Raw genomic sequence first — 13110 nt, 5'->3', positions numbered from 1 at the left:
CGATTTACAATTTGTAGTAATTCCTCGATTTTTTTTGTGTTATTATTTGCAAAATAGGGTTTAAGTTATTAAATTTGCGCATTAAACCTAATAAATCAAACTTAACTATGGAGAAGCAAGGAGAGACAAGGCAAATGAGGTTGTCGCTGCTGACTTTGTTTTTATGCTTGTTTTGTATATTCCCTTTGCAAGCCCAGCAATTGACATCGGGAGAACGCATCACTTACCAATGTGCCGGCGAGAAACTAAGTGTGGCTCTGAAAGCCGTAGAAAAACTTTCAGGCTATTACCAGCTGTCATTTCAGGCAGGAACAACGGATGGCTATACCGTTACCGCCGATTTGAAGGAGGCTACCATGGACACGGCGCTGAAGCGCCTGTTGGATGGCAAGCCTTTCGGCTATCGTGTGGAAGGTCGGCTGATAAGGCTGTACAAGGAGGAGAGGGACACGAGACTTCATGCTGCCCGTGAGGTACACGGAACAGTGGTCGATGCAGAGGGGCTGCCCATCGTGGGTGCTGTTGTAAGGATAAAGGGCAAGGATGCCGGTGCTGCAACCGACATGGATGGTCGCTACACCATCCGTGTCGCCAAAGGCCAGACGCTTGTTTTCAGCTATCTGGGTATGAGAAGCGAGGAACGAGTTTACCAAGGGCAAGCCTCCATGGATGTAAAACTTGAGGCCAGCGATGAACTCATGCTTAAAGGTGTGGTGGTAAACGGTTATTATAGTCGTTCGAAAGAGAGCTACACCGGATCGGAGGTTACGATCAAGGCTGACCAGTTGAAAGACCTGGGTGCAACCAACGTGTTGTCTACGCTCTCGGCTTATAACCCTTCGCTCAGAATAACCGAAGAGCTCGACTATGGTTCGGACCCCAACCACGTACCGGAGATGACGTTGCGCGGACAGAGCACTTTTGATCTCAGGGGATCGGCCGAAAGCTCGCGCAACAATCCCAATGGGCCGCTCTATATTATGGACGGTATAGAGGTGTCGGCACAGGCCGTGTACGACTATGATATCAACCGTATAGAAAACATCACCATTCTCAAGGATGCCTCGGCTACGGCCATGTATGGCTCACGCGGTGCCAACGGAGTGATTGTGATGACTACCAAAAGACCTCAGCCCGGAAAAATCAAGGTGGACTTCAGTGCCAACTACACGTTCTCTGTGCCCGACCTGAGAGACTACAACCTGATGAACGCCGAAGAAAAGCTGGAATTTGAACGACTTGCCGGCCGATATATCTTTGCGTCAGGTGGACTGGAGGGACAACTGGAAAAGGATAGGCTCTACAATTCCCGTCTGCAAGAAGTAAGACGTGGGGTGAACACCTATTGGCTTTCACAGCCCTTACGCACGGCGCTCTATCAAAAATACTCGGCCATATTAGAGGGTGGGGACAATAATCTCAGATACCAGCTGCACGGAAGATACGACAGCAATGCCGGTGTGATGAAAGGTTCCGACAGAAACAATTATGGTATTGGAGCTGTGCTCGACTACAATGTTGGCAACAACTTCAGGGTGAGAAACGACCTAACCATATCAGAGGTTAAAGGCAAGAACTCACCATACGGCTCGTTCGGGCTTTTTGCGATGCAAAATCCTTACGACCGAATCTATGATGCAGATGGGAACATGGTTAAAATATTGTCTACCAATCATGTAAACCCCCTCATCAATGCCACGTTGGCCAACAAGGACCTGACCAAATCGACAACATGGACAGACAACTTCTATCTGGAGTGGCGATTCCTCAATGCTTTCCGCCTGACAGCCCGTATGAGCTATTCCAAGATGCTCTCGCAGCAGGAGGCCTTTGTCTCGCCCAAGTCGCCCACGTTTGCTAATGAGACCGATATTGCCAAAAAGGGACGGGCCACCTATTTCAATACCACAGAGACCACGATGGACGGCAATGTGCTGTTGTCTTACTACAATACATTCAGAGATATTCACACGCTGAGCATGACACTCGGTACAAACTTCACCGACAACACCGTGAAGGGTCAGGGGTTTGTGGCCACGGGTTTCCTTAACGACAATTTGGCCAACATACACTATGCCCAGCAATATGCTGCAAACAGCAAACCTGATGATGTGTCAGACATATCGCGTCTCTTTGGTGTGCTCCTGAACATGAACTATGGCTTGAAGGAGCGCTATTACATAGACTTCTCGTTCCGTACAGACGGCTCGTCGAAATTCGGAAGTAACAAGAGGTTTGCACCATTCTGGTCTTTGGGACTGGCATGGAACGTGCACAAGGAAAAATTCATGAACGAGGATTTCGGTACGCTCCGGCTAAGAGCATCGGTGGGAAGTACGGGCAATATCAACTTTGCCTCCTCACAGGCCATCACCCGATACACCTATATGGCTCAAAACATTTATTTGGACTCGTGGGGAGCTACCCTCCAGGACTATGGCAACAACAACCTGAAATGGCAACAAACCATGGCTTACAACCTCGGTGTGGATCTAACCTTGTTCAAGGGACGGCTGGCATTCTATGGCGACGTTTACCGCAAACTCACCAATAATCTGCTCCTGCCCATGAACGTGGCGCCATCGACTGGGTTCTCGTCGTACACCGAAAATGTGGGAGAGGTAGAAAATACGGGTTTCGAACTTCGACTTTCGGCTAATTGGTTAAAGACAAGGGATTGGTCGTGGACCACCACCTTATCCACTTTCCATAACAAAAACAAGATACGAAAGATATCCAACGAGTTAGAGGAGATGAACCGTCGGAATAACACCAAGCAAAACAGCAATATCACAGGCAAGGTGGTCAACCAATACGAGAATGGCAATTCAACCACAGCCATCTATGTGGTGAGGTCGGGTGGCATAGACCCTGCTACGGGCAATGAGGTGTACTACAAGCGCGACGGTTCGATGAGTTTCATATACGACTATAAGGACAAGGTTGTGGTGGGAGATACCGAGCCAAGGTTCAACGGAAACATCATCAACAACCTTCGCTGGAAAGACTTTAACCTCTATGCCGTTGCCACATACCGTTATGGTGGGAAATCATACAACAGCACGCTTGCAACAAAGGTGGAAGGAGCCAACCCTGCCATCAATGCAGACAGGCGAGTGCTCTACGATCGCTGGAAAGAGCCCGGCAACCATGCCAAGTACAGACGGATAGACGACATGTCGCCCGTTTATCAAACGAGTAGGTTTGTGCAGGACAACAACACCTTGGTATTGTCCAATCTGTCGCTGACCTATACTTTACCCCAAAAATGGATAAGCAATTTGGGTATAGAATATGTGAAGATTATAGCCGCCACAACCGATTTGTTCCGTCTCTCCACCATCAAACAGGAGCGTGGAACGAGTTATCCCTACGCGCGGTCGTTCTCCATGGGTATAAACGTTAGATTCTAAGGAAATGAAAATAAATCGATATATCATAGCAGGTGCGTGCGTCCTGTTGCTGACTGCATGCAATAATTGGTTGGATGTCAAACCAGATAATTCTGTTGACGAGGATAAGCTCTTCTCTACTGAACAAGGTTTCAAAGATGCCGTGGCAGGTGTATATGCTGACATGGGCAAGGGTGGACTTTATGGCAGAGACCTCACGTTCGGGTTGCTGGACGTGTTTGGGCAGCTGTATGACTATGAGAAGATGGAGACGGTGTACCATCAGTTTCATTATGCCCGGGATTATCATTACGACAATGACAATCTGAGAGCACAGATCAATGGCATTTGGTATAGCATGTATGCTGCTATTGCTGAGGTGAACAATATTTTGAGGTGGATTGACAAGCGGCCCGAGGTGCTGAGCGAGCCTGTGCGTCATCAAGTGAAAGGCCAATGCCTGTTCTTGAGGGCATATCTGCATTACGACCTGTTGCGGCTTTATGCACCCAATGTGAAGCGCGCTCCTGATGCGACGGGAATTCCATACGTCGAGACCTTCGGTGTTAAGCCTACGCCTGCCATGACGGTGAAGTCGGTTATCGACAAAATCAAGAAAGACTTAGACGAGGCAAGGCTTGAATTGGAAAACGACCCCATCAGGCAGGTTGTGCCCTACACTTTTGAGGACAAAACAGAAAGCGACCGATACGTGGCCAGGGCAAACTACTATGCCGTGGATGCCCTGCTTGCCCGTATATTGCTCGACGAGGGAAAATACCAAGAGGCGGGTAAGCTGGCCGCAAGCGTGATAGAATCGGGCAAGTTCAGTCTGTTGGACATCAAGAAGAGCATCAATGTACAGAAAGATTCGGTGGATATGCTCTTCAGCGATGAGCATATATTCTCAATAAGAAACAAAGCTATACGCGACAATGCGCGCAAGATACACATGGGCATCTCTACCGATACAAGTGTGAGTGGTGCGGAGCTTCCGTTGCCCACCAACATCAACGAACTGTTTGACAACAATAACGATGATGTACGGTTGTCCACGTGGGTGAATGCCCAAAACAGATACTTGGTGAAATATACGAATGAGGAAATAGAAAAATTCTATCCCAAGCAGGTGCTCCTGAAACTTTCAGAGATGTATCTTATCCTCGCAGAATGTCAGATGCACCTGGGAGATGCCCAGGCTTTGGAGACGCTGAACACACTCAGACGCTCGCGAATGACAAAATCTGTCAAGACAGATAAGACAAAGATTAGCCAGGAAGTTCTTATTGAAGAGATGCGTCGCGAATTTATAGGCGAAGGGCACATGTTCTATGAGTATAAAAGGCTGAACAGCCCGATATTGAATATTCTGAAGAACTTTGAGCCTGCTGATAATATCCAGATATTCCCAAGGCCGGAAAATGAAAACGAATATGGAATCTATAACTAAGGAAAAACGATGATTATGAAATGGATGAAAATCTTTTTGTTCGTTACAGCTCTCTCGTTTGTGTCGTGCTCGCAGGACAATGAGTTAGCTTTTACGGATAACGACCGGATATATTTCGAATACCTACATCAGGATCCCAACTATGCCCAGAAACGGTTGATCGTGCGCGACTCCTTGGTGGTTTCCATGGGACTGCTGCCCTCAGACCAACAGGAGTACGTGGTGAAGATACCCATCAATGTGCTGGGAGACCCTTTGACCCGCGACAAGACCTACAAGGTGGAGGTGGCCGACAAAGCCACCGTGCTCAAGGGAGAGACGACAGCCAAGGCCAATGAGCACTACTTGCCGTTGAAGGAAGTCTACACTTTCAAGGCCAATGTCTGGACAGACACGCTATGTGTGACACTGTTGAGAAAAAAGCTAAGTACATCGTTCTCGCTTCAGGAGAGCAAATCACTCATACTGAGGTTGGTGGAAACAGAGGACCTGAAAGTTGGGCCGAGAGAGGGGATGGAGTTTAAAATCTCGATGAACAACTACGTGGCACGTCCCAAGTGGTGGAATGTCATTGCCTTGGGATACTACCATCCGCAAAAATACCGAATACTCCTGATGTTTAATACAGAAGAGTTTTACAGCAAGACAGACCTGCTGAACTATGGCGACAGATACGTTGATGCCTTGAAAAACTATCTGAAAGACAATGTCGTCATAGATCAGGAAACGGGCAAGCGTGTGGGTTTTGATAACCTGATAGACATGAATGCGAAGTAAGAAAGGAGGAAAACATGAAACACTTGAAATATCTTTTAATCCTGGTGGCAACGGCCACAATAGTTGGATGTTATGAGGATAAGGGAAATTACGACTATCATGACATCAACGAGGTGAGCATTAAGGGCTTGCCGGAAAATGTCGAGATAGACCGATACGCTACATTGCGAATAACGCCTGATATTGAGGCAACAATGGGGGGCAATGACCCTGAAAAATATACCTACGAATGGAAAATAGGCAAGAAGGTGCTTTCGACGAGCAAGGATCTCAATTATGAAGTGACTGACGCACAGGGAAGCTATACTTTGTTGTATACAGTGGCTGATAAGGAGACCCAAGTAAAGACTTTTGCTACGACCAAGCTGGTGGTTAATTATACCACGTCGGCCGATGGCATCCTTGTGGTGAGTAGTCAAAATGGTCAGGCAGACCTCTCGTATCTGAGATTGGATGTTGAGAATGCTGATTTTATGAAAATGTTCTACAACAAATCCCATGACGAACCGCTGGGTAAAAATCCGCGCCAGCTGGTCCAGACCTTTGTAGACGGTTATCCCGGATATGTGAAGAAAAATGGGGGGCGTGGCATCAAGCTCGTTTGTGACGAGGGACTGCTACAGCTCAGCAATGTGACATTAGACAAGATGGACAGGATAGACAAGGACTACATGCTCAGGTATGGCGAACTGTATCCTTTGCCTGACTACTCGAACTTCAAACCTGCGTATATCAGTGGCTTGGTTTCGCAATGGCGGAGGAATCCGTATGGTGCGATCATGAACAATGAGGATGTGTATTTGATTTCGAACGGAGCAATGTTCCTTATATCTTTCAACCGTACGGGAGACCCCGAAATCAATTACACCAATTATGTAGGAGACGACGAGAAGAAAGTGTGCAGATTCTCGCCCATGGTGTTTGTCACAGGACGTAAGCCCGCGCCCAGCAGGGGAAAAAACAAAAATGCAGGTTGGCGCCTGTCGTATGACAAGTGCTTGTTCGACGAAAATCAAGGCATGTTCTACACCATGCAGTCGGGAAAGCTTACGCCGGTAGACGAGCATGCAACATTCCCGGGATACCGTGCTTTTTATGGTGAAGACACCTATCAATATGGATTTTGCTTCGCAGCCATAGCGCAGAATGGCAAGGTAAAATTTGTTACTTTCGACACAGGGAAGGAAGACAACCACCTGGCTTCGGTGGATGCTGCTCAGGTGCAGCCTACGAGTCGCTTCTTCATGCTGCGCAATGCACCCTATGTGTTCTTCAACACAACGCAAGCCATCTATAAATACAACATCCTGAATGTGGCAACGGGCATTGCGCCGACGGAAGCAGACAAGATAGTCTCGCTCAAGGATCTGGGCTATGACGACGACGCGACCATTGCCGATATCTGTCTGCATCGCTATGAGAAGAAAATGGTGATAGCGGTGTCGAGATACGGCCATGATGGCGAGGGCAGTGGTGATGAGCTTAAAAGCGATATCATAGAACTGAATGTTGATGCCGACAAACCTGTGATAATCAAGAAGCATACGGGGGTTTGCGGTGCCAAACCACTTGTGATTTACAAATACCGGACTTTCGCACGTAATGATGCATATATTGTAGACTGATATGAAAAGACTAAGTAGAATTTTATTTTTCCTTGCCGTTGCCTACTCCTGCTCTGTTTACGGACAGGACAATGAGGGCGGCATACGGTTTCAGAAGAGTTCGTGGAAAGAGATTCTGAATATGGCCGTTGCACAAAACAAATTGGTGTTCGTGGACTTCTACACCGATTGGTGTGGCCCATGCCTCAATATGGCCGAGAATGTTTTTACACGACCGGATGTGGGATTTTTTTACAACGAGCACTTTGTGTGTGCAAAAATAAATGCCGAGAGCGAGGAGGGGAGCAAGTTGGCCCAGCAATATATGGTTCACCTGTACCCAACCTATTGTTTCATAGACCCTAACACGCAGGAGGTGGCACACAGAAGCTCGAGCACGCAAACCCCGGAAATATTTATCAAGACAGGTAAAAATGCGCTTGTGCCAACAAAGCGGTCGTCCTATCTCATCAAGGCTTATGCCGAGGGGAACCGCTCCAAGCAGCTGCTCTTGGATTATATAGAATATCAAATCTCAATCCATAAGCAAAAACTCACAGAGATGGCCTTCGACCAGCTCGTGGCTCAGGGGAATAGCTTGAGAGACAGGGCAGTATGGGACGTGTTCGTGGCGGGCATTCGCGGGCTTTCACCATATTTGCAAGAGGTTTCTGACCATTATGCCGAATATTGCCGATTATATTCGAAGGCAGAGGTAGACGCCAAGCTTTTTGCTGAAACACAATTTGGAGATGTCGATAAAATAGCCACGCTATGCGACTTTGACGGAAAACAGTTCAACATTGACTTCATCAGAATAGAACAGGCAATCAGACAAACCAACTACAAACAGGCTATTGGTTTAATTGATAAAAATTTGGCGGATACAACGACAAATAAGTCAGAGGTGATGAGGCGGCTGAAATTTATGATGAACATGGAGCGTTACAATAATGAGAATGCAACCGAGGAATGGAAGCTGAAATGCTTGGAATATACACGATACTTAGCTTACAACTGGCCTGACAGGAAAGACGGAAGCATACATCAGTTGTATGCCGATATGCTGGAAAAAGCAATTAAAAATAAAAGCAACCAAAATGCCATACAGACTTTGATAACAGAGACACCCAGGTACGGAGAGAAAACCTATACCATGCGGTCGCCAAAAATGAAGAAAAAGCCGAATCGAGCTCCTAAAAGATAACCCTGCAAACACAGTCTTGTCATTTGCGCGCGTTGACGCTCTACGTGTTTTTCCGGAAATTAGTTGTATATTCATTATTTTTATAGTACTTTTGCAATCAGTACAAAGACTGTTATTGATAATCTGCGAGCAAGGCCAAGTGGATGAAATCAACCATGGTTGATGACAGGGAGATTCATTTTTTGTTAAAAAGCAAAGGCGCAAAGCCCTTTGTATTTTCATGGAGCACCTCTGTTGCCTTTAACATCTGGCCAACCTCTGAAGCGGACGACCTTCTCAGCCTCGGAAGATAATTTTCTTCCACATACCCCATCTGTGGCCTTGCAATGGGGGAGGAGAGGGTGTGTCCGTCCATTGTCTAAACTTTTTCAAGATGCATTTCGACTATCTTATTGTAGGCTCAGGCCTGTTTGGGGCAACCTTTGCCCATCTTGCCAGGAAGCAGGGGAAGCGATGCTTGGTTATCGACAAGCGTGCCCAGCTCGGTGGCAATGTGTATTGTGAGAATGTGGAAGGCATCAACGTCCACAAGTATGGTGCCCACATCTTCCACACCAACAGCAAGAGGGTGTGGGACTTTGTCAATTCCATCGTGGAGTTCAATCGTTACACCAATTCGCCCGTGGCCAACTACAAGGGTCAGCTCTACAATCTGCCGTTCAACATGAACACCTTCTATCAGATGTGGGGCGTCACCACGCCGGCAGAGGCGCAGGCTAAGCTCGACGAGCAGCGTGCCGAAGCTGTGGCCAAGATGAAGGCCGATGGAATTGACGAGCCTCGCAACTTGGAGGAGCAGGCCTTGGTACTCATCGGTCGCGACATCTATGAACAGCTCATCAAGGGGTACACCGAGAAGCAGTGGGGGAGGAAGTGCACCGAGCTGCCCGCATTTATCATCAAGCGGTTGCCTGTGAGGTTGGTTTTCGACAACAATTACTTCAACAACACCTATCAGGGCATTCCCATCGGTGGATATAACAAGCTGATAGACGGAATGTTGGATGGTGTTGAGACTCGGGTGAACACCGACTTCTTTGACGATCGGGACAAGTGGAAGGGAATGGCCGACAAGATAGTTTATACTGGGAAAATCGATGAATATTTCGACTATTCGCTGGGCAAGCTTGAGTATCGCACCGTGCGTTTCGAAACCGAGGTGCTCGACACGGCCAACCACCAGGGTAACGCGGTGGTGAACTACACGGAGGCTGAGGTGCCCTATACGCGTATCATCGAGCACAAGCACTTCGAGATGTTCGGTCCCGATGTGGACAAAAATCCCAAGACTGTCATCTCGCGCGAATATTCAACGGAGTGGGCACCCGGCATGGAACCCTATTATCCCGTGAACGACAGTCGCAACAGCGAACTGTATGCCCGTTACAAGGCGTTGGCCGACAAGGAAGAAAACGTGATCTTCGGCGGTCGTTTGGCAGAATACAAATACTACGACATGGCACCGATTGTCGAGAAGGTGCTACGGATTTATAATTCATAATTCATAATTCAAAATTCACAATTTGGCTGCGCGTTTGTAATTCATAATTATCCGCAAGCTCATCAACTCGTCACAATTAGCGGCGCGTTGATTCTTCTCTCTTCACTCCTCATTTTTCACTCTTATAATGTCCTGAACGTCGCTGCGAAATACGCTTTGTGTGGATGCTGATATTCTAAGATTAATCTTGCGTAGCAAGAGCGTAAAGATTTTCTGCGATAAGCCTTTCGTTCATGAAAAGATATTCTCCTGATATTCTAAGATTCGGCAAAGCCGAGCGGAGGGGTTTGCAATTCATAATTCATAATTCACAATTGGGCTGCGCGTGGTGATATTTAATAATTGACAATAGAGCATAGTATATCCATAATTTTGAATTTTGAATTGCAAACGCGCAGCCCAATTTTGAATTATGAATTTTGAATTACATAGTCGTTGCAAAAATATAACATACATTCAGTGGCTCGTTGCTCCTGCCGAGCTTCGTTGCTGAATAAAAAAAACATGGAGTCATGAAGAAAAAAGCACGTATCGTTCCTTTGTTCCCCGAACTTGAGGATATATCCGACCTCGATAGCCTGCGTGAGATTTTCGAAAACGCTGGTGAAATGGCGGGCCTATTCAAGGGCAAAAGCCAGGTGCAACCCTCGGGTAAGAAAGGTCTGAAAGTGACCTATCAGTTCAAGGTGAAATTGCGGGGAACGTCGAAGCCGCCTATATGGCGTCGCGTGCTTGTGCCTGCCCACTTCACGTTTTCCGGTTTCCATGCCGTTCTTCAGGAGGCTTTTGGCTGGTGGAACGAGCATCTCTATAATTTCTGCGACGTGCCCTACAGTCGTGCGCTCAACATTGCTGAACCCAGAGAAGACGACTGGCAGGAACCCGATTACGATGCCAGAACCTACACCTTGGGCGAGTTTTTTGGAGATGGCAGTGTGACCAAAAAACTCTGCTATGTCTACGATTTTGGCGACGACTGGACACACGACATCGCCCTTGAGAAGGTGCTCGACCAACCTTCCGAGCACGCCACCTGTACTGCCGGCAAGGGAGCATGTCCCGAAGAGGACTGCGGTGGCATCTGGGGATATGAGCAGATGAAAGAGACCGGCGAGATCGATGCCACCGACTTTGACGTTGACGAAGTGCGCGAGGCGGTTGAAGAACTTCCTTATGATGGATACGAGCCGTGGTGAGAAAAATTGACGCAAAACTTGAACGACACCTACAGGTAATGATGTCACGAAGACTCATACTAAGTTGCCTGGCTTGTTTGGTTTTATCGACTGCGCAAGCGCAAAAGTTTGACCTATGTAAAATGTTCCGAGGTATTGGTCGTGGAGATGATGTGGGCGATGTGCACACCTGCACGGTATATGGAACACAATGGACGCTGAAGACAGACGGCTACAATGCGACAAGCGCAGGGGAAATAGTTCTCCATATGGGAACCAGTAAAAAAAAGGTGGGATTCGTGGAGATAGAGTCTGTTGAATCCTTCGATCATGTGGAATCAATCAAGGTAGATGCATTGTTAAGAGAATCCTACACCATAACGGTAAAAGTAGGTGACAAGACTATTGATTATAGTAAAGATAAGGCAGACGATAAATATGTGATACACCCATTTCCTGCCAACGGCGTTACGAGCAAGGTAAGCGTCAAGTTTAAATTTCCTAATCCCCAAATGAAGCAGATGTATCTCAGATCCATTGAGGTGGTCACGGGGTTGGACGATAAGGAAAATATAAAAATCCCCGACGAGGCCCGAAACACGATGTCATGCACTGTCAACCGCACATTCTCGAAAGACTACTGGAATACGATTTGTCTGCCATTTGATGTGAAAGCCGAAGATCTACACGCCATATTCGGCAATGGAAACTTATTAAGGAAGTTCACGGGTGAAGTTAAAGGCAACACGATGATATTTAATGATGCAACCGAAATAAAAGCCGGCGAACCTTACCTCCTCAAACCCGCAAAAACGGTAGACAATCCAACTTTTACCAATGTGGTCTGCACAGAGAAAACTCCTCATGTGGTCGAAGATCCCACAAGAATGTTCTCATTTGTTGGAACTTACGACCCCAAAGAGCTCCGAACCGATGGCAGTGAACTGTTCCTCGGCGACGGTGACAGACTCTACAAACCCTCAACTTCAGGCAATCGAATGAACGGCATGCGCGCTTTCTTCAGGATACGAAAATCGTCGAGTGCATCGGCAAAAGCCAAATATTCCATAAAGTTTGAAGACGAAACAACAACAGTCAAAACCATTAACACAGATAGACGACCAACTGCCAACCGAACATACACCCTCCAAGGAATAGCCGTGGACGACACCATGCCCTTGCTACCCGGAATTTACATCAAGAATGGGAAGAAAATATATGTTCGTAAATAAAAACATACCGTGCAACACAGACCCTATATACATCCAACAATAACACTCCTCAACACCACCATAACTTCTCAGCTTTTAGCCGACTCAGAGCGTCCGGGAATAAACACAGACAGTAATGTCGAAACCAATGGAAATCCCATCGAAGGCGATGCCAGCGGCGCTCACTCCAAACCCTTCGATCTCGATACAGAAGAAGTGTGGGGAGACGGGTGGGAATAAAACGTTCTTGAGTTTGAAATAAAAGATTTTTCTTCCTACCTAAAAGCGTGCTCTTTATAAAATGTTTAGAGTGAAGTATCATATACAGGAAGAATGGGCAAGCAGAGAATCATCTATTTAGATCTTGCTAAATTTTTGGCGATCACTTTAGTGTGCGTTGGGCATGCATATTATTTTGGCGATGAAATGCAGAGCAAGGTTCGTCCTATCATTTATTCTTTCCACATGTCATTGTTCATGACGATGTGTGGTTTCTTTTCTCATAGCTCATTTTTGTTGCCATTCAAAAACTTTCTGATAAAAAAGTGTAAACAACTACTTGTACCGTCTGTAGCAGGCTCTTTGCTTTTGGCAGCGATAGCGTATGCTAATGGGGAGGGGTGCGTGCGTGAGCTTTATGGGTGTGTGTGGTTTCTAAAATGCCTGTTTGCCTGCTATATAGTGGTGTATATAAGTAAAAAAGTGATTCGCAATGATGTCGTGGCTTGTGCAATATCTTCTATAGCAATGCTTGCAATCCCATACGGTGGAAGCCTGATGATAAACTATTATC

At 46.8% G+C, this 13110-nt stretch carries 10 protein-coding genes; all 10 read left to right on the top strand.

Annotated features, from left to right (window positions below):
• The first annotated feature begins 107 nt into the window (after nt 1-107).
• The gene (locus HMPREF0645_RS03765; RefSeq protein WP_007173541.1) at nt 108-3413 is read left to right on the top strand and encodes a SusC/RagA family TonB-linked outer membrane protein; all 3306 of its coding nucleotides are present in this window, start codon (nt 108-110) and stop codon (nt 3411-3413) included.
• A gap of 4 nt (nt 3414-3417) precedes the next feature.
• Complete coding sequence (locus HMPREF0645_RS03760; RefSeq protein ID WP_007173540.1) at nt 3418-4842, top strand: RagB/SusD family nutrient uptake outer membrane protein; 1425 nt, start codon at nt 3418-3420, stop codon at nt 4840-4842.
• 24 nt (nt 4843-4866) lie between these two features.
• The gene (locus HMPREF0645_RS03755) at nt 4867-5619 is read left to right on the top strand and encodes a DUF4843 domain-containing protein (RefSeq protein WP_211205371.1); all 753 of its coding nucleotides are present in this window, start codon (nt 4867-4869) and stop codon (nt 5617-5619) included.
• A gap of 14 nt (nt 5620-5633) precedes the next feature.
• The gene (locus HMPREF0645_RS03750) at nt 5634-7244 is read left to right on the top strand and encodes a PKD-like family lipoprotein (protein ID WP_007173538.1); all 1611 of its coding nucleotides are present in this window, start codon (nt 5634-5636) and stop codon (nt 7242-7244) included.
• 1 nt (nt 7245) lies between these two features.
• On the top strand, nt 7246-8430 hold the full coding sequence (locus tag HMPREF0645_RS03745; protein ID WP_007173537.1) for a thioredoxin family protein: 1185 nt from the start codon (nt 7246-7248) through the stop codon (nt 8428-8430).
• A gap of 373 nt (nt 8431-8803) precedes the next feature.
• Nucleotides 8804-9931 (top strand): UDP-galactopyranose mutase, encoded by a 1128-nt coding sequence (gene glf / locus HMPREF0645_RS03740; protein ID WP_007173535.1) that lies wholly within the window; start codon nt 8804-8806, stop codon nt 9929-9931.
• 512 nt (nt 9932-10443) lie between these two features.
• On the top strand, nt 10444-11127 hold the full coding sequence (locus tag HMPREF0645_RS03735) for a plasmid pRiA4b ORF-3 family protein (RefSeq protein WP_007173534.1): 684 nt from the start codon (nt 10444-10446) through the stop codon (nt 11125-11127).
• 122 nt (nt 11128-11249) lie between these two features.
• Nucleotides 11250-12338, top strand: a complete 1089-nt coding sequence (locus HMPREF0645_RS13790) for a hypothetical protein (protein WP_052300827.1) — start codon at nt 11250-11252, stop codon at nt 12336-12338.
• Nucleotides 12339-12347: 9 nt separating this feature from the next.
• Nucleotides 12348-12557 (top strand): hypothetical protein, encoded by a 210-nt coding sequence (locus HMPREF0645_RS13620; protein WP_007173532.1) that lies wholly within the window; start codon nt 12348-12350, stop codon nt 12555-12557.
• Nucleotides 12558-12650: 93 nt separating this feature from the next.
• Nucleotides 12651-13110: acyltransferase family protein (locus HMPREF0645_RS03725; protein ID WP_007173531.1), on the top strand; the 460-nt coding region annotated here is incomplete at its 3' end.

It is taken from the genome of Hallella bergensis DSM 17361 (assembly GCF_000160535.1).
Taxonomy (GTDB): Bacteria; Bacteroidota; Bacteroidia; order Bacteroidales; family Bacteroidaceae; genus Prevotella; species Prevotella bergensis.
The sequence above is the reverse complement of the archived record's forward strand: the minus strand, read 5'-3'. Positions and strand labels throughout refer to the sequence as shown.